The 18,676-nt window shown below is 62.2% G+C and carries 15 protein-coding genes; 9 read left to right on the top strand and 6 right to left on the bottom strand.

Annotation, left to right across the window (positions count from 1 at the left end; genetic code table 11):
- Positions 1–59 precede the first annotated feature (59 nt).
- Positions 60–1,265, top strand: a complete 1,206-nt coding sequence (locus tag JOE32_RS23350; protein WP_209989506.1) for a cysteine desulfurase — start codon at positions 60–62, stop codon at positions 1,263–1,265.
- A complete protein-coding gene (locus tag JOE32_RS23345) occupies positions 1,262–1,678 on the top strand; it encodes a SufE family protein (RefSeq protein ID WP_209989503.1) in 417 nt (138 codons plus the stop codon). The genes JOE32_RS23350 and JOE32_RS23345 overlap by 4 nt, the downstream gene beginning before the upstream one ends.
- 785 nt (positions 1,679–2,463) lie before the next feature.
- Here JOE32_RS23345 and tcdA read toward each other — a convergent pair.
- On the bottom strand, positions 2,464–3,267 hold the full coding sequence (gene tcdA, locus JOE32_RS23340) for a tRNA cyclic N6-threonylcarbamoyladenosine(37) synthase TcdA (protein ID WP_209989500.1): 804 nt from the start codon (positions 3,265–3,267) through the stop codon (positions 2,464–2,466).
- Positions 3,268–3,484: 217 nt separating this feature from the next.
- Here tcdA and JOE32_RS23335 point away from each other — a divergent pair, with 217 nt between their 5' ends.
- From JOE32_RS23335 to JOE32_RS23320, 4 genes are all read left to right on the top strand, one after another.
- On the top strand, positions 3,485–6,076 hold the full coding sequence (locus JOE32_RS23335; protein ID WP_209989497.1) for a glycosyltransferase: 2,592 nt from the start codon (positions 3,485–3,487) through the stop codon (positions 6,074–6,076).
- A gap of 256 nt (positions 6,077–6,332) precedes the next feature.
- Positions 6,333–7,484, top strand: a complete 1,152-nt coding sequence (dapE, locus tag JOE32_RS23330) for a succinyl-diaminopimelate desuccinylase (protein ID WP_209989494.1) — start codon at positions 6,333–6,335, stop codon at positions 7,482–7,484.
- Entirely contained in the window at positions 7,484–8,293 is an 810-nt protein-coding gene (locus JOE32_RS23325; RefSeq protein WP_209989491.1) for a putative RNA methyltransferase, read from the top strand. The genes dapE and JOE32_RS23325 overlap by 1 nt, the downstream gene beginning before the upstream one ends.
- Positions 8,294–8,348: 55 nt before the next feature.
- Entirely contained in the window at positions 8,349–8,726 is a 378-nt protein-coding gene (locus JOE32_RS23320; RefSeq protein ID WP_209989490.1) for a hypothetical protein, read from the top strand.
- A 109-nt stretch (positions 8,727–8,835) separates the two neighbouring features.
- Here the strand turns inward: JOE32_RS23320 and JOE32_RS23315 are convergent, their stop codons facing one another.
- The gene (locus tag JOE32_RS23315) at positions 8,836–9,045 is read right to left on the bottom strand and encodes a cold-shock protein (RefSeq protein ID WP_057007767.1); all 210 of its coding nucleotides are present in this window, start codon (positions 9,043–9,045) and stop codon (positions 8,836–8,838) included.
- Between the two features lie 183 nt (positions 9,046–9,228).
- Here JOE32_RS23315 and plsB point away from each other — a divergent pair, with 183 nt between their 5' ends.
- Positions 9,229–11,742, top strand: a complete 2,514-nt coding sequence (plsB, locus tag JOE32_RS23310; protein ID WP_209989485.1) for a glycerol-3-phosphate 1-O-acyltransferase PlsB — start codon at positions 9,229–9,231, stop codon at positions 11,740–11,742.
- Positions 11,743–11,770: 28 nt separating this feature from the next.
- Positions 11,771–12,460, top strand: coding sequence for a DUF4197 domain-containing protein (locus tag JOE32_RS23305; protein WP_209989482.1), 690 nt, complete (start codon positions 11,771–11,773; stop codon positions 12,458–12,460).
- Positions 12,461–12,543: 83 nt separating this feature from the next.
- Here JOE32_RS23305 and JOE32_RS23300 read toward each other — a convergent pair whose 3' ends face one another.
- From JOE32_RS23300 to JOE32_RS23290, 3 genes are all read right to left on the bottom strand, one after another.
- A complete protein-coding gene (locus JOE32_RS23300) occupies positions 12,544–12,771 on the bottom strand; it encodes a hypothetical protein (RefSeq protein ID WP_209989480.1) in 228 nt (75 codons plus the stop codon).
- Positions 12,772–12,888: 117 nt separating this feature from the next.
- A complete protein-coding gene (locus tag JOE32_RS23295; RefSeq protein ID WP_209989476.1) occupies positions 12,889–15,951 on the bottom strand; it encodes an efflux RND transporter permease subunit in 3,063 nt (1,020 codons plus the stop codon).
- Positions 15,952–15,956: 5 nt separating this feature from the next.
- A complete protein-coding gene (locus JOE32_RS23290) occupies positions 15,957–17,057 on the bottom strand; it encodes an efflux RND transporter periplasmic adaptor subunit (RefSeq protein WP_209989474.1) in 1,101 nt (366 codons plus the stop codon).
- A gap of 92 nt (positions 17,058–17,149) precedes the next feature.
- Between JOE32_RS23290 and JOE32_RS23285 the strand changes: the two genes are divergently transcribed.
- Positions 17,150–17,803 carry a TetR/AcrR family transcriptional regulator gene (locus tag JOE32_RS23285; protein WP_209989471.1) on the top strand — a complete coding sequence of 218 codons (654 nt, stop codon included), beginning with the start codon at positions 17,150–17,152 and terminating at the stop codon, positions 17,801–17,803.
- A 56-nt stretch (positions 17,804–17,859) separates the two neighbouring features.
- Here JOE32_RS23285 and JOE32_RS23280 read toward each other — a convergent pair whose 3' ends face one another.
- Positions 17,860–18,642, bottom strand: coding sequence for a class I SAM-dependent methyltransferase (locus JOE32_RS23280; protein ID WP_209989468.1), 783 nt, complete (start codon positions 18,640–18,642; stop codon positions 17,860–17,862).
- Positions 18,643–18,676 lie beyond the last annotated feature (34 nt).

The raw sequence follows: 18,676 nt of genomic DNA, 5'->3' as shown, positions 1-18,676 counted from the left end.
GATGCCACTGGCGGGCCGCGCCCTCGGGGTGCGGTTCGCTTATACGAGTCTTGACCACCATGCTTGTGCCCTCCCCCTGGCGCGCCGATTTCCCGGCCATTGCCACCCTGCAACGGCAGGACCAGACCTATCTGGACAATGCCGCCACCACACAAAAACCCCAGGCCTTGCTGGATGCGATCAGCCATTACTACACCAATGGCGCCGCCAATGTGCACCGTGCCCAGCATCTGCCGGGGGCCCATGCCACCCAGGCGTTCGAAGACAGCCGTCTGAAGGTCGCGCAGTGGCTCAACGCAGGCGACAGCGGGCAAATCGTGTTCACCCATGGCGCCACCTCGGCGCTGAACCTTTTGGCGTATGGCCTTGAGCACTTGTTCAATGCAGGCGATGAGCTGGTCATCAGCGCCCTGGAGCATCACGCCAACCTTTTACCGTGGCAGCAGCTGGCCAAACGCCGCGCGCTGAAACTGGTGGTATTGCCGCTCGATACAGCCGGTGTGATCGACCTCGACGCCGCCGCCGAACTGATTGGCCCGCGTACGCGGCTGCTGGCTGTGAGCCAGTTGTCCAATGTGCTCGGCACCTGGCAACCCCTGCAACACTTGCTGGCACTGGCCCGCGCGCAAGGTGCCCTGAGCGTGGTCGACGGCGCCCAGGGCATTGTGCATGGTCGCCACGACGTGCAAACCCTGGGCTGCGATTTCTATGTATTTTCCAGCCACAAGCTCTACGGCCCGGACGGCGTCGGCGTGCTGTTCGGCCGCAACGAAGCCCTGCATCACCTGCGTCACTGGCAGTTCGGTGGCGAGATGGTGCAGCAGGCCGAGTACCACGCCGCGAGCTTTCGCCCCGCGCCGCTGGGCTTCGAGGCCGGCACGCCGCCGATTGCCGGCGTGATCGGCCTGGGCGCCAGCCTGGACTACCTGAGTTCCCTGGACCCGCACGCCATCGTCGCCCATGAAGCGGCCCTGCATGACTACCTGCTGCGCGGCCTGCAAGCGCGCAACGGCGTGCGCGTACTGGGCGCGCCTCAGGCAGCACTGGCCAGCTTCGTGGTCGAAGGCGCGCACAACGCCGACCTGGCTCACCTGCTGACCGAACAGGGCATCGCCATCCGTGCAGGCCATCACTGTGCGATGCCGTTGCTCAAGGCCATGCAATTGTCCGGGGCGATCCGCGTGTCGCTGGCGCTGTACAACGACTCGGATGACCTGGAGCGATTCTTCGCGGCGCTGGATCAGGCCCTGGATATGTTGCGATGAGCCAATTGCCGGTGGATGCGGTGGCCGCGCTGCAGGCGTTCCAGGCCGTGGGCAACTGGGAGCAGCGCGCGCGGATGCTGATGCAATGGGGCGAACGGCTGCCGATACTGGCGGAGCAAGACAAGGTCGAGGCCAACCTGGTGCAGGGCTGCGAAAGCCTGGTGTGGTTGGTGGGTCGCTTGCAGGACGGGCACTGGCAGTTTACCGCCAGCAGCGAGGCGCGGATGATTCGTGGGTTGGTGGCGCTGTTACTGGCGCGGGTTAATGGGCTTTCTGCGGCTGAGCTGCAGGTGGTGGATTTGCCTGATTGGTTCAATCAACTGGGGTTGTCTCGGCAGTTGTCGCCTTCGCGTAGTAATGGGTTGAATGCGGTTTTGCAGCGTATGCGGGCGTTGAGTTGTATGCAGAGTTGAGGGGGACATAACCGGGGGGACATATCCGTTGCTGCGGTAACGGCTACTTAGGGTTCCGCTTTTACAGCGGGTCACTTTTGGAAAAGAGCCCCAAAAGTAACCAAAAGGGCTCTTGCCCCAACACTCGGTGCCTCGCCTAGGCTCGGCATGCCCTCACTCCGGCTTTGGAGCGTGGGCCGCCGCGATGGGCCATCCTTGGCCCAGCGCGGCTAACCCGGCGTCCTGCCGGGTTACCCACGCTCCAAAGCCTGCGTTCGGCCAGCGTGTTTGACGGGGCGCCACAGATCAAAAGCAAAAGCGCGGCGGCCTTAGAGCCGACCGGGGTTGGCTGCCGAACGCTGTTCAAAATGTGGGAGGGGGCTTGCTCCCGATGGCTGAGTGTCAGTCAGCTTATGTGTAGCTGACCCACTGCCATCGGGAGCAAGCCCCCTCCCACATTTGGATCTCCATTTGTCTGATGGATATCACACTGCTTTTGCTTTGCTTTGCTTTGCTTTTGATCTTGATCTCAAGCGCCCCGTTAACCACGCTGGCCGCACGCAGGCTTGAATCCGTGGGTAACCCGGCAGGACGCCGGGTTAGCCGCACTGGGCCAGGGATGGCCCATTGCGGCGGCCCACGGATTCAAGCCTGCGTGCGGGCACACCGAGCCTGAGCGAGGTGCCGAGTGGTGGGGCAAAGCGTTTTTGGTTACTTTTTGCGCTCTTCAAAAAGTGACCCGCCGTAAGGGCGGAACCCATATCAGTCGTTACCGCAGCAACGGATATGTACACCCTTACACCTGCTTAAGACCTACGCTCCGACGGCCTGCGCCCCCCCGCCACAATCTTATCCACCGCCTTGGTCGCCGCCACCATCCCAAACGTCGCAGTCACCATCATCACCGCACCAAACCCACCCGCGCAGTCCAGCTTCACCCCATCGCCGACAAAACTCTTCTGCAAACAGATGCTGCCATCCGGCTTCGGATAGCGCAGTTGCTCACTGGAAAACACACAAGGCACGCTGTAATGACGCGTCACCGTGCGCGAGAACCCGTAGTCACGACGCAGGGTCGAGCGTACTTTCGAGGCCAGCGGGTCGTTGAACGTGCGGTTCAGGTCGCACACCTGAATCAGCGTCGGATCAATTTGCCCACCCGCGCCGCCGGTGGTGATGATCTGGATCTTGCGGCGCTTGCACCAGGCAATCAGCGCGGCCTTGGCGTTGACCGCGTCGATGCAGTCGATCACGCAGTCGATATTCGGCGTGATGTATTCAGCCATGGTGTCGCGGGTCACGAAATCGGCCACTGCATGCACCGTGCACGCCGGGTTGATGCTGCGCAGGCGCTCGGCCATGACCTCGACCTTGGGTTTGCCCACGGTGCTGTCCAGCGCGTGCAACTGGCGGTTGCTGTTGCTGACGCAGACATCGTCCAGGTCAAACAGCGAAATCTCACCCACCCCGCAACGGGCCATGGCTTCCGCCGCCCAGGAGCCAACGCCGCCGACGCCGACGATCGCCACATGGGCCGCTTTCAAGCGTTCCAGGCCTTCAATGCCATACAAGCGAGCGACGCCTGCAAACCGTGGATCTTCTGTGCTCATGACCATTACCCCAAAAACCGGCGCGCAGTATGGGCTACGCAGCGGCAAGTTTTAAGCAACAACTGACCGGTGAAGAACTTAGTGGGCGTTTCGCTGCCCAAAGTCAGGTTTTTCTCGGCTTGCTGTACGCTCAGGGAAAGGCCGGTGTAGGATGCGCGCCGTTCGGCGTTAGCCGACGCCTCTTTTCGTTCCACACCCTTTGGAACCCGAAATCGCCATGTCATCGCGTAAATTTGGACTCAACCTGGTGGTGGTGCTGGCAATTGCCGCGCTGTTCACCGGTTTCTGGGCGCTGATCAACCGCCCGGTCACCACTCCCAACTGGCCTGAACAGATCTCGGGGTTCTCCTACTCGCCGTTCCAGCAAGGCCAGTACCCGCAGAAAAACCAGTACCCGAGCGACGACCAGATGCGTCGCGATCTCGAAATCATGAGCAAGCTGACGGACAACATCCGTACCTACTCGGTCGACGGCACCCTGGGCGATATCCCCAAGCTGGCCGAAGAGTTCGGCCTGCGCGTGACCCTGGGCATCTGGATCAGCCCGGACCTGGAACGCAACGAGCGTGAAATCCAGCGCGCCATCGAAATCGCCAACAGCTCGCGCAGCGTGGTGCGCGTGGTAGTGGGCAACGAAGCGCTGTTCCGTGAAGAAATCACCCCCGAAGCGCTGATCGTGCTGCTGGACCGGGTGCGCGCCGCGGTGAAAGTGCCGGTGACCACCTCCGAGCAATGGCACATCTGGGAAAAGAACCCGCAACTGGCCAGGCACGTCGACCTGATCGCCGCGCACATCCTGCCGTTCTGGGAATTCATTCCGATGGACAAGGCCGGCCAGTACGTACTCGACCGCGCCCGCGACCTGAAGAAACTGTTCCCGAAAAAACCGCTGCTGCTGTCCGAAGTCGGCTGGCCGAGCAACGGGCGCATGCGTGGCGGCAATGAATCGTCCCCGGCCGACCAGGCGATCTACCTGCGCACACTGGTCAACAAGCTTAATCGCCAGGGCTTTAACTATTTCGTGATCGAGGCGTTCGACCAGCCCTGGAAGGTCAGCGACGAAGGCTCGGCAGGCGCCTACTGGGGCGTGTTCAACGCGGCGCGCCAGCAGAAATTCAACTTTGAAGGGCCGGTGGTCGCGATCCCGCAATGGCGGGTGCTGGCGATCGGCTCGGTGGTGCTGGCCCTGCTCTCGCTGACCCTGCTGATGATCGATGGCTCGGCGCTGCGTCAGCGCGGTCGTACCTTCCTGACCTTTATTGCGTTCTTGTGCGGGTCGGTGCTGGTGTGGATCGGCTACGACTACAGCCAGCAGTACAGCACCTGGTTCAGCCTGACCGTCGGATTCCTGCTGGCACTGGGTGCCATGGGCGTGTTCATCGTATTACTGACCGAGGCCCACGAATTGGCCGAAGCGGTGTGGACGCACAAGCGTCGACGTGAATTCCTGCCGGTGGAAGGTGATTCGGATTACCGCCCGAAAGTATCGATCCATGTGCCGTGCTACAACGAGCCGCCGGAGATGGTCAAACAGACCCTCGACGCCCTGGCCGCCCTCGATTACCCGGACTACGAAGTCCTGATCATCGATAACAACACCAAGGACCCCGCGGTGTGGGAACCGGTGCGCGATTACTGTGAAACCCTCGGCCCGCGCTTCAAGTTTTTCCACGTCTCGCCCCTGGCCGGCTTCAAGGGCGGCGCGCTGAACTACCTGATCCCGCACACCGCCGTGGACGCCGAAGTAATCGCGGTGATCGACTCGGACTACTGCGTGTCGCCCAACTGGCTCAAGCACATGGTGCCGCACTTCGCCGACCCGAAAATCGCCGTGGTGCAATCGCCACAGGATTACCGCGACCAGAACGAAAGCACCTTCAAGAAGCTCTGCTACGCCGAATACAAGGGCTTCTTCCACATTGGCATGGTCACCCGCAACGACCGTGACGCGATCATCCAGCACGGCACCATGACCATGACCCGTCGCTCGGTGCTCGAAGAACTCGGCTGGGCCGACTGGTGCATCTGCGAAGACGCCGAACTGGGCCTGCGGGTATTCGAGAAAGGCCTCTCGGCGGCGTATTACCACGACAGCTACGGCAAGGGCCTGATGCCCGACACCTTCATCGACTTCAAGAAGCAGCGTTTTCGCTGGGCCTATGGCGCGATCCAGATCATCAAGCGCCACACCGCGAGCCTCTTGCGCGGCAAGGGCACCGAGCTGACCCGTGGTCAGCGCTACCACTTCCTCGCGGGCTGGCTGCCGTGGGTGGCGGACGGCATGAACATCTTCTTCACCGTCGGCGCGCTGTTGTGGTCGGCGGCGATGATCATCGTGCCGACGCGGGTCGACCCGCCGTTGCTGATTTTCGCGATTCCGCCGTTGGCGCTGTTCGTGTTCAAGGTGGGCAAGATCATCTTCCTGTACCGCCGCGCCGTCGGCGTGAACCTCAAGGACGCGTTCTGTGCGGCCCTGGCCGGGCTGGCGTTGTCGCACACCATCGCCAAGGCGGTGCTGTATGGCTTTTTCACCACCAGCATTCCGTTCTTCCGTACGCCGAAAAACGCCGATAACCACGGCTTTTGGGTGGCAATTTCCGAAGCGCGCGAAGAGATGTTCATCATGCTGCTGTTGTGGGGCGCGGCGCTGGGGATCTACCTGGTGCAGGGCCTGCCAAGCAATGACATGCGTTTCTGGGTGGTGATGCTGCTGGTGCAGTCGCTGCCGTACGTGGCTGCGCTGATCATGGCGTTCCTGTCGTCACTGCCCAAACCGGCAGCGGCGCCCGAGCCTGTGCCTGCGGCGTAAAAACTTGCGCAATGCACTAAACGGCGGCCTCTGGTCGCCGTTTTGCTATAAGATAACGGCCGTTTTGTTGGATCAGGCAAGCACCGATTGCCTTATGTGGGAGGGGCTTGCTCCCGATGGCTGCAAGTCAGTGACATCATTTTGGCTGACTCACTGCAATCGGGAGCAAGCCCCCTCCCACATTGGATCTGCGCCGTTTCAAGTTCTGTATTCCACATTCGTCCTGCGCCCATTACACGCTTCCCGGAGTTTTCCCATGACGGCCCATGCCGACCTTTCGCCGACCCTTCAACTTGCCATCGACCTGATCCGTCGCCCCTCGGTAACGCCGATCGACGCCGATTGCCAGAAGCTGATGATGCAGCGCCTGGGCGACGCCGGTTTTGCCCTGGAGCCGATGCGCATCGAGGACGTGGACAACTTCTGGGCCACCCACGGCCAGCATGAAGGCCCGGTGCTGTGCTTTGCCGGCCACACCGACGTGGTGCCGACCGGCCCGCTGCAGGCCTGGCAGAACGACCCGTTCGACGCGCTGATCGACGAACACGGCATGCTCTGCGGGCGTGGCGCGGCAGACATGAAAGGCAGCCTGGCGGCCATGCTGGTGGCGGCAGAGCGGTTTGTGCAGGACTACCCGGACCACCGTGGTTCGGTTGCCTTCCTGATCACCAGCGATGAAGAAGGCCCGGCGCACCACGGCACCAAGGCCGTGATCGAACGCCTGGCCGCGCGCAACGAACGCCTGGACTGGTGCATCGTCGGCGAACCGTCGAGCACCACCCAGGTGGGCGACGTGGTCAAGAACGGCCGTCGCGGCTCCCTCGGCGCAACCCTCACCGTACGCGGCGTGCAGGGCCATGTGGCTTACCCGCACCTGGCAAAGAACCCGATTCACCTGGCCGCGCCGGCCCTGGCGGAACTGGCTGCCGAGCACTGGGACGATGGCAACACGTTCTTCCCGCCGACCAGCTTCCAGATCTCCAACCTCAATTCCGGCACCGGCGCCACCAACGTGATCCCCGGCGACCTGACGGCGGTGTTCAACTTCCGCTTCTCCACTGAATCCACCGTGGAAGGCCTGCAACAGCGCGTTGCGCAGATTCTCGACAAGCACGGCCTGGACTGGCACGTGGAGTGGGCGCTGTCCGGCCTGCCGTTTCTGACCGAACCAGGCGCGCTGCTCGATGCGGTATCGGCCAGCATCAAGGCGATTACCGGTCGCGAAACCCAGGCATCGACCAGCGGCGGTACGTCGGACGGACGCTTCATCGCGACCCTCGGCACCCAGGTGGTCGAGTTGGGCCCGGTGAATGCGACGATCCATCAGGTCAACGAACGCATCCTGGCCAGCGACCTTGATGTGCTCACCGAGATCTACTACCAGACCCTGATCAAGTTGCTCGCCTGATGCTCGCCTGCCCCCTCTGCAGCGCCCCGCTCAACCCAGTGGACAACGGCGTGGCGTGCCCGGCCGGGCACCGTTTCGACCGCGCGCGTCAGGGTTACCTGAACCTGCTGCCGGTGCAGCACAAGAACAGCCGCGACCCGGGCGACAACCTGGCGATGGTCGAGGCGCGTCGCGACTTTCTCAACGCCGGCCACTATGCGCCGGTGGCCAGGCGCCTGGCTGAACTGGCCGCCGAACGCGCACCGCAGCGCTGGGTCGACATCGGCTGCGGCGAGGGTTACTACACTGCGCAGATCGCCGAAGCCCTGCCGAATGCCGACGGTTATGCACTGGATATCTCCCGGGAAGCGGTCAAACGCGCGTGCAAGCGCAACCCCGCCGTCACTTGGTTGATCGCCAGCATGGCCCGTGTGCCATTGGCGTCAGACAGTTGCCAGTTCCTCGCCAGCGTGTTCAGCCCGCTGGACTGGGAAGAGGCCAAGCGCCTGCTCAGCCCCGGCGGCGGCCTGATGAAGGTCGGCCCTACCAGCGGCCACCTGATGGAGCTGCGCGAACGCCTGTACGACGAAGTGCGCGAGTACACCGATGACAAGCACCTGGCCCTGGTGCCGGACGGCATGAGCCTGGCACACAGCGAAACTCTCGAGTTCAGCCTGAGCCTGGCCGAGCCCGGGGACCGCGCCAACCTGCTGGCGATGACGCCCCACGGCTGGCGCGCCAGCGCCGAGCGCCGTGCCCGGGTGATCGAAGCGGCCGAGCCGCTGCTGGTCACCGTGTCGATGCGCTACGATTATTTCGTGCTTCAATAACGACTTTTTCAGCACCCGCGAATGGATTTTTAAAATCCCGCAACGAGGAACATCCATGCGCCAACCCGATATCGAGATTTACCTGAAGGACGCCGACGTCGACCACAAGGCCATCGCCGCCTGGCTGGGCGCTGCCCTGGGCGCCTGCTCGGACTGGGTCCAGAAAGGCCAGACCTACAAGTGCACGGCCGGCAACGTGCCCGTCACCTGGCTGCCCAAAGCCGTCGGCAAATGGAACAGCCTGTACCTGGAAAGCGACCAGACTCCCTGGGACGACGACATCGCCTGCGCCCGCGCCGCCTTTGCCGCGCTGAACGTCGAAGTGCGCTGCGCGCCGGGCACGTGGGTCGAGGAGGAAGGTGAGGAAAGCGCCGACACCTGGATTCGCATCAGCGCCGACGGTGAAGAGCAGATCACCTGGAAAACCGCCTGACCGTGTGGGAGGGGGCTTGCTCCCGATAGCGGTGGGTCAGCCAGCTTATGTGTAGCTGACTCACTGCAATCGGGAGCAAGCCCCCTCCCACATGGGTTCATTGGTGGACTTACAGGCCGACCACATCCTCAGCCTGCAAGCCCTTCTCGCCGCTCACCAGGGCGTACTCCACCTGCTGGCCCTCGGCCAACGAGCGGTGGCCTTCACCGCGAATGGCGCGGTAGTGCACGAACACATCCTTGCCATCTTCACGCTGTATAAAGCCATAACCCTTTGCATCGTTGAACCACTTCACATTGCCGGTTTCGCGCGTCGTCATCCGTCTTGCTCCCACATGCATTTTTATTGTTGAGTTGTCCGCATTGAACTGCCGAGTATAAGACAGGCTCAAAAACCATCAACTCAAGTTTACATCGCTGCTTTTTTGCCGATTTTCGGCGAATACGGCACACTACCCACCCGAGCGCCTGCTCGGTTTTTTTCCACTTCAAGCAGCTCGCCTATGACCCGCTCCCCGTTCCGCCGTCTGGTGTTCGGCACCTTGCGCCGACTGTTGTACCTCTGGGTTCGCTCGGAGACGATCAACCAGTCGTCCCTGACCCTCAACCTCGACCGCAGCCGGCCGGTGTTCTATGTCCTGCAATCGCCTTCCCTCACCGAACTGGCCGTGGTCGATGCCGAGTGCACCAAGGCCGGCCTGCCGCGCCCAGTGCTGCCGGTAGCGGTAGGCCCGTTGATGGAAGCTGCTGCGTTCTTCTACCTCACGCCGGAGCCGGACTGGCTGGGCCGCCAGGACAAGCGCGGGGCGCCGCCTACCCTGACGCGGCTGGTCAACACCCTCAGCGAACACGCCGAAGAGAATGCACAAATCATTCCGGTCAGCGTGTTCTGGGGCCAGTCCCCCGAGAGCGAGTCCAGCCCGTGGAAGCTGCTGTTTGCCGACAGCTGGGCTGTCACCGGGCGCCTGCGCCGCCTGTTGAGCATCCTGATCCTGGGCCGCAAGACCCGTGTGCAATTCTCCGCGCCAATCAACCTGCGCGAATTGATCGAGCACAATAAAGGCCACGAACGCACCGTGCGCATGGCCCAGCGCATCCTGCGCGTGCACTTTCGTAACCTGAAGACGGCGGTCATCGGTCCCGACCTGTCCCACCGGCGCAACCTGGTGAAAGGCCTGGTGAACATGCCCCTGGTGCGCCAGGCCATCCTGGATGAGGCCGAACGGGAAAAGATCGCCCCGGAAAAAGCCAAGGCCCTGGCCCTGCGCTACGGCAACGAGATCGCCTCGGACTACACCTACACCGCGATCCGCTTCCTCGAAGTGGTGCTGAGCTGGTTCTGGAACAAGATCTACGACGGCATCAAGGTCAACAATATCGAAGGTGTGCAACAGGTCGCCCAGGGCTACGAGGTGATCTACGTGCCTTGCCACCGCAGCCATATCGACTACCTGCTGCTGTCGTACCTGCTGTTCAAGAACGGCCTGACCCCACCGCACATCGCCGCCGGGATCAACCTGAACATGCCGGTGATCGGCAGCCTGCTGCGCCGTGGCGGTGCGTTTTTCATGCGCCGCACCTTCAAGGGCAACCCGCTGTACACCTCGGTGTTCAACGAATACCTGCACACCCTGTTCACCAAGGGTTTCCCGGTGGAGTATTTCGTTGAAGGCGGGCGTTCGCGCACCGGGCGCATGCTGCAGCCCAAGACCGGCATGCTGGCGATCACCCTGCGCAGCTTCCTGCGCTCTTCGCGCATGCCAATCGTGTTCGTGCCGGTGTACATCGGCTATGAACGCGTGCTCGAAGGCCGCACTTACCTCGGCGAACTGCGCGGCGCGAGCAAGAAGAAAGAGTCGATCTTCGATATTTTCAAAGTGGTCGGCGCGCTCAAGCAGCGCTTTGGCCAGGTCGCGGTCAACTTCGGCGAGCCGATCAAGCTGGCCGAGTTCCTCGACAGCGAGCAGCCGGACTGGCGCTCCCAGGAACTGGGCCCGAACTACAAGCCGGCGTGGCTGCATGAAACCACGCACCGCCTGGGCGAACAGGTGGCGCGCCACCTCAACGAAGCGGCGGCGGTCAACCCGGTGAACCTAGTGGCCCTGGCCTTGCTCTCGACCACACGCCTGGCCCTGGACGAACAGGCCATGGCCCGCCAGCTCGACCTGTACCTGGCGCTGTTGCGCCGCGTGCCCTACTCGCCGCACACCACCTTGCCCGAAGGTGACGGCCTGGCGCTGATCAAGCACGTCAAGGACATGGACCTGCTGTCGGAACAAAGCGATGCCCTGGGCAAGATTCTTTACCTGGACGAGCAGAACGCCGTCCTGATGACCTACTACCGCAACAACGTGCTGCACATCTTCGCCCTGCCGGCGCTGCTGGCGAGCTTCTTCCAGAGCAGCTCGCGCATGAGCCGCGAGCAGATGCTGCGCTACACCCACGCGCTGTACCCGTACCTGCAATCGGAGCTGTTTATCCGCTGGTCCCTGGAAGACCTCGACGCGGTGGTCGACCAATGGCTGCAAGCGTTTGTCGAACAGGGCCTGTTGCGCTTCGAAAACGAGGTGTACTTGCGTCCGGCGCCGAGTTCGCGGCATTTCGTGCTGCTGACATTGCTGTCCAAGAGCATCGCCCAGACCCTGCAACGCTTCTATATGGCAATCTCGCTGCTGCTCAACAGCGGCCAGAGCAGCATCAGCGCCGAAGAGCTGGAAGACCTGTGCACGATCATGGCCCAGCGCCTGTCGATCCTGCATGGCCTCAATGCCCCGGAATTCTTCGACAAGAGCCTTTTCCGACATTTCATCCAGACACTGCTGGAGCAAGATGTGCTGCGCCGCGACGAAGCCGGCAAATTGAGCTATCACGATTTGCTCGGCGAGCTGGCCGAAGGCGCCGCCAAACGCGTATTGCCCGCCGACATTCGCCTGTCGATCCGTCAGGTGGCGCTGCACCGTGTCGATGGCGCGGCCGAAGCGCCGGCCGAACCTGCACAAAGCCACCCGATTGAATGATCAACCTCTGAACATAAGGAAGCCTTTCATGCTCCGTAACACGCTCCGCCTGACTGCCCTGTGTGCCGGCCTGCTGCTCGGTGCCAACGCCATGGCCCTGGACCTTGGCAGCCTGTCCCAGGGCGACGCCAGTGGCGGCCTCAAGGATGCGCTGACCCAGGGCGCGCAGATTGCCGTGAAGCAACTGGGTACCCCCGGCGGTTTCAGCAACAACCCTGAGGTAAAAATCGGCCTGCCGGGCAAGCTCGGTAAAGTCGCCGACAAACTCAAGCTGTTCGGCATGGGTGAACAGGTCACCCAGTTGGAAACCAGCATGAACAAGGCCGCCGAAACCGCCGTGACCCAGGCTCAGCCGATCCTGGTCAACGCCGTGAAAAACATGAGCGTGACCGACGCCAAGGGCATTCTCAGCGGCGGTCAGGACTCGGCCACGCAGTACCTGAACAAGAGCAGCCGCGAGCAGATTCGCGCCAGGTTCCTGCCAATAGTCAAAGCAGCGACCGACAAGGTCGGCGTGGCCCAGCAGTACAACGCCCTGGCCGGCAAGGCGGCGGCTTTTGGCGCGGTGGATGCCAAGAGCGCGAATGTCGAAAGCTACGTGACGGAGCAGGCGCTGGACGGTTTGTTCAAGATGATTGCGCAGCAGGAAGAAACCATTCGCAAGAATCCGGCAGCAGCGGCGACGAGCCTGGCCAGGAAAGTCTTTGGTGCGCTCTGAGCCTGACTGACGCATGAAAAAGCCCTGACAGTGTCAGGGCTTTTTTTTGCTCAACCGAGTGCCGGGCTTGCTTGTCAGCACACTCAGTAACTTATGCGGCCTTGGGACGAGAAATTACCACTTTGAGAAAACGACATGCCCGAGTTTTCGTTGGCATTGTTGTTTTCATTGTTGATCGTGATATTGATGTCCAGCTTGTTACCCTCCCTGTCTTTGCTTTTATCTTTGTCCTGGTCCTGGCCTTGTCCATTCCCCCCTAACATCGAATTCATCATCTGCATCGGCAGCATCATCAGTATTGGCAAGATCATAAATATTCCTTTCTAGCTGAATTCACATCGGAACCCAAAGCGTCGCATTGTGTGTGCGACGGCACCTACCGGTCGGGTAATCCTTGTGTGGTATCCAGAGAGAAATGGTTCCGGAGGCTACGCGTCCTTCCTTACTCGAAACCACGCCGCATACAGCGCCGGCAGGAACAACAGCGTCAACGCCGTCGCCACAATCAGCCCGCCCATGATCGCGACCGCCATCGGCCCGAAGAACACACTGCGCGACAGGGGAATCATCGCCAGCACTGCCGCCAGCGCCGTCAGCACAATCGGACGAAAGCGCCGCACCGTGGCTTCGATGATCGCCTGCCAGGGCGCAAGGCCGGCCTTGATGTCCTGTTCGATCTGATCCACCAGAATCACCGAGTTGCGCATGATCATGCCCGACAGGGCGATGGTGCCGAGCATGGCCACAAAGCCGAAAGGTTGGCGGAATACCAGCAGGAACAGCGTCACGCCGATCAGGCCCAACGGTGCGGTGAGAAACACCATGGCGGTGCGTGAGAAGCTGCGCAGTTGCAGCATCAGCAACGTCAGCACCACCACGATAAACAAGGGCACGCCGGCCTTCACCGAGTTCTGTCCACGGGCGGCATCTTCGACGGTGCCACCCACCTCGAGCAGGTAGCCATCCGGCAACTCGGCGCGCACCTCCGCAAGGGTCGGCAGGATCTGCTGGACCAGGGTCGCTGGCTGTTCCTTGCCGTAGATATCGGCGCGCACCGTCACCGTCGGCAGGCGATTACGGTGCCAGATGATGCCCTCCTCGAAGCCATATTCGAGGGTGGCGATCTGCGACAGCGCCACACTCTTGCCGTTGTCGGTGGGCACCGCCAGGCTGGGCAGCAGCGACAACTGCGTACGCTCCTGGACGGTGCCGCGCAGCAGGATTTCGATCAACTCGTTGTCCTCGCGGTATTGGCTGACGCTGGCGCCGGTCAACGAGCGCTGGAGGAATCGCGACAGGTTCGCGGTGCTCACGCCGAGGGCGCGCGCACGGTCCTGATCGATATTGAGGTAGACGATCTTGCTCGGTTCTTCCCAGTCCAGGTGCACATTGACCACATGGGCGTTTTCGCGAACCCTGGCCGCCACTTTCCGCGCAAGGGCGCGCACTTCGTCGATGTGCTCGCCGGTCACCCGGAACTGCACCGGGTAGCCCACGGGCGGGCCGTTCTCCAGGCGCGTGACGCGGGAACGCAGGTCGGGAAATTGTTCGTTGAGGGTTTCGATCAGCCAGGTGCGCAGGTCTTCGCGCGCCTCAATGGTGCTGGCGAGCACCACCACCTGCGCAAAGCTGGTGGCTGGCAGTTGCTGGTCCAGCGGCAGGTAGAACCGCGGCGAACCGGTGCCCACGTAGGCCACATAGTTATCGACCCCCACATGCTCCTTGAGCAAACCTTCAAGGCGCTTGACCTGGTCGGCAGTGTTGCTCAGGGACGCGCCTTCGGCCAGCTTCAGGTCGACCATCAACTCCAGGCGACCGGAGGCCGGAAAGAACTGCTGCGGCACAAAGCGAAACAACACCACCGAGCCGATAAACAGCAACAGGGTCAGCACGATCACGGTTTTACGTCGGCGTACGCACCATTCCACCACACGTCTGACACGTTGATAGAACGGGGTGCCGTAGGGATCGGGCCCACTGGCGCCATGCTTGGCCGCATGAATCTTCGCCAGGTCCGGCAGAAGTTTTTCCCCCAGGAACGGCACAAACACCACCGCTGCCACCCATGAAGCGAGTAGCGCAATGGTCACTACCTGGAAGATCGAGCGGGTGTATTCGCCGGTACTCGATTGTGCGGTGGCAATCGGCAGGAAGCCTGCTGCCGTGATCAGCGTGCCGGTGAGCATCGGGAAGGCGGTGCTGGTCCAGGCGAAACTGGCGGCCTTGAAGCGGTCGTAGCCCTGCTCCATTTTGATCGCCATCATTTCCACGGCGATGATCGCGTCGTCCACCAGCAGGCCCAGCGCCAGCACCAGGGCGCCGAGGGAGATCTTGTGCAGGCCGATGCCGAGGTAATACATGCTGGCGAAGGTCATGGCCAGCACCAGCGGAATCGCCAGGGCCACCACCATGCCGGTGCGTATTCCCAGGGAGAAGAAACTCACCAGCAGCACAATGGCCAATGCTTCGGCGAGCACCTGGACGAATTCGCCGACACTGGTTTTCACTGCTGCCGGCTGATCCGACACCTTGCGCAGCTCCATCCCGGCCGGAAGGTTCTTTTGCAGCCGTGCGAACTCGCCTTCAAGGGCCTTGCCCAGCACCAAAATGTCGCCACCGTCGCGCATCGCCACGGCCAGGCCGATGGCATCGGCGCCCATGAAGCGCATGCGCGGTGAAGGCGGATCAGTGAAGCCACGCTGAATCTCGGCCACATCGCTGATACGCAGGGTTCGCTCGCCAACGCGAATCGGGAAGTCGCGAATCTGTTCCACGCTTTTGAAGTTGCCCGACACACGCAGTTGCACGCGCTCGGTCGGGGTTTCGAAGAAGCCGGCGGTGGAGACGGCGTTCTGTTCCTGCAACGCCTGCTGCACCGCCGCCAGGGGCAGGCCGAGGGTGGCGAGCTTGAGGTTGGACAGTTCGATCCAGATTTTCTCGTCCTGCAGGCCGAGCAACTCGACCTTGCCCACATCCGCTACGCGCTGCAGTTGGATCTGGATACGGTCGGCGTAGTCCTTGAGCACGGCGTAGTCGAAGCCATCACCGGTCAGCGCGTAGATATTGCCGAAGGTGGTGCCGAACTCGTCATTGAAAAACGGCCCCTGGATATCCGGCGGCAGGGTCTGGCGAATGTCGCTGATCTTCTTGCGCACCTGGTACCACAACTCGGGGATCTGCGCCGAGTGCATGGCGTCGCGGGCAATGAAGGTGACCTGGGATTCTCCAGGCCGGGAGAACGACACGATGCGCTCGTAATCGCCGGTCTCCATGAGTTTTTTCTCGATGCGCTCGGTGACCTGGCGCGAGACTTCCTCGGCCGTGGCGCCTGGCCAGTTGGTCTTGATCACCATGGCCTTGAACGTAAACGGCGGATCCTCGCTTTGCCCCAGCTTGGTATAGGACAACGTACCGACTACTGCCAGCAGGATCATCAGGAACAACACGATCTGGCGATTACGCAACGCCCATGCGGAAAGATTGAAACCCATGGGGACTACTCCTTGGCCGCCAGATTCACCACACGGTTGGCACGATCTACCGGGCGCACCTGCTGGCCTTCGTGGAGCACATGCACGCCGGCGGCAATCACCCAATCCGTGGGGTGCAAACCTTCCAGCACCGGTACGCTGTGTTCACCGAAGGCACCGATACGCACCGGGGTGCGCTCCAGGGTACTGTCCGGGCGCACACGCCACACGTAGGACGCCCCATTCTCCGCACTGAGGGCAGACAGCGGCACCGACAGCGCAATAACGCCATCGGCCTGTATGAATACGCGCGCGCTCTGGCCCAGCACGGCGGGGACTTTGCCGCCCGTGAACGCAACGCGTGCGGCAAAGGTGCGTGATTTGGGATCGGCCGCCGGCGACAGCTCGCGAATATGCCCGGTAAAGCGCTGGTCCGGCTGGTTCCACAGCTCCACCGACACTGGCTGACCGATTTTGAAACGGGCAAAGCCCTGCTCCGGCAGGCTGATCGCCACTTCCCGTTCGCCATCGGTGGCCAGGGTGAACACGGTCTGCCCGGCGGACACCACCTGGCCGACTTCCACCGCGCGCCGGGCCACCACGCCATCCTGCGGCGCGCGCAGCACGGCGTAACCGGCCTGGTTGCCGGCCACGGTGAACTCAGCCTTGATCTGTCTGAGCCGTGCTTCACCTGCCCGGTAGAGGTTTTCGGCGTTGTCGTACTGCGAGCGACTGACCATCTGCCGGTCCATCAGCGTTTTGTAGCGATCCCGCTCGGCGCGCACCAGGTTCAGGTTGGCCTCGGCGGCGGCCACCTGGGCGCGCGCGGCGTCCAGCTGCAGGCGCACATCCTGCGGATCAAGCTCGGCCAGAGGCTGGTTGGCCCTGACCCGCTCGCCCTCCTCCACCCGGCGCTGGCTGACCTTGCCGCCGATGCGAAAGGCCAGGTCCGGTTCATAGCGGGCACGCACCTCACCGGTGTAGCTGTCCATCGCCTGTGCCGAAGGCTGCGGTTGCACCACCATGGCCGGGCGGACGCTGGTTTGGACCGCTTCTTCGTGGCCGCAGGCGGCCAGCAGGAAGACCAGACTGACAGGCAACGCAAGGGGCAGGAAAGTGCTGCGCATGCTGAAGGACCTTTCGCAAATGGAGCGCGGAATAATTATACTGGCCGGTATGTTATTAATACCAAACTCACCAGTCCAGTATTAAAGGTAAAATGTCCTACAATCGCGCCAACACCAATAGCCCTGGGCGTCCCAAGGACATGGCAAAACGCCAGGCAATCCTCGAAGCAGCGAAGGTGCTGTTTTTGAGCAATGGCTACGCCAGCACCAGCATGGACGCCGTGGCCCTTGAGGCCGGCGTGTCGAAACTCACCGTGTACAGCCACTTCACCGACAAGGAAACCTTGTTCACCGCCGCCGTGGTTGCCACCTGCGAGGAACAACTGCCGGTGATGTACTTCGAGCTGCCCGCCGGCATCCCCGTGGAGACGGTGCTGCTGAACATCGCGCGGGGCTTTCATCGGTTGATCAACAGTGAAGAGTCAGTGAACCTGCATCGCCTGATGATGACCACGGGCAATCAGGACGTGAAACTCTCGCAGATCTTCTTCGAGGCGGGCCCGATGCGCATGTTGCAAGGCATGGAGCGTCTGCTGGGCAAGATCGACCAGAGCGGCGCATTGAGCATCGACAAACCGTTTACGGCGGCCGAACACTTCTTCTGCCTGCTCAAGGGCACGGCGAACTTTCGCCTGCTGTATGGCTGCGGCGGGCAGCTGAGTGAGCACGCCGCCGAAGCCCATGTGCAGGATGTGGTGGGGTTGTTCATGCGGGCTTATGGGAGAGGGGCAGCTGTAAGTGGTTAGCTGCAAGCTAAAAGCAACCGTGCTTGCAGCTCGCAGCTTGCAGCTTGCAGCTGCTCTTAAGGCCTAATCGCTTTTTTAGGATAGATGTCATACCGGCTGGACTTGCCATCCAGCGCATGACTGGGCTTGGGCCCGTCAATGCAGGGTGCCTTGCGCGGGCGTTTGACCACCACGCGGTGGCTGGCCAGGGCCAGGGCGGCCGCGAGCAAGGCCGGGGCGTCCGGGTCATCGCCCACCAGAGGCCGGAACAGGCGCATTTCCTTCTTCACCAGCGCCGTTTTCTCACGGTGCGGGAACATCGGGTCGAGGTAGATAACCTGGGGCGGTTCGCCCTGCCAGTTGAGCATCAGGTCGATGGCGTTGCCCTTGAGCAACTGCATGCGCGCGACAATCGGCGCGACTTCAAAATCATCCGCGCCGCGTGCGAGGCCGTCTTCGAGCAAGGCGCCGATCAGCGGCTGGCGCTCGATCAGGCGCATCTCGCAACCCAGGCTTGCCAGCACGAAAGCGTCCTTGCCCAGGCCTGCGGTGGCATCGAGTACCCGTGGCCGTACGCCTTGAGCAATCCCCACCGCCTTGGCGATCATCTGCCCGCTGCCGCCGCCGTATAGCCGCCGATGGGCAGCGCCGCCTTCAACAAAGTCAACACGCACCGGCCCCGGCGCGTCAGGCCCCAGCTGTTGCAGTTGCAGGCCGTGCTCACCCACTTGCAGGGAAAAATCCGCCGCTTCGAGCTGCACCGGCAAGCCGAGCAGCGCCGCCCACTGCTCGGCGCGCGCCTGAAATCCGTCGGCCAAGGCTTCGACACGAATGCGGCTGGCCGCTGGTTGTTCGCTCATCAATCGCTACGCTCAAAAATATTAAGGATCGGCC

The organism is Pseudomonas sp. PvP025 (assembly GCF_017832155.1).
In the GTDB taxonomy this organism is placed as follows: domain Bacteria; phylum Pseudomonadota; class Gammaproteobacteria; order Pseudomonadales; family Pseudomonadaceae; genus Aquipseudomonas.
Note: the sequence above shows the minus strand (reverse complement) of the source record. Positions and strands in the feature narration are given on the sequence as shown.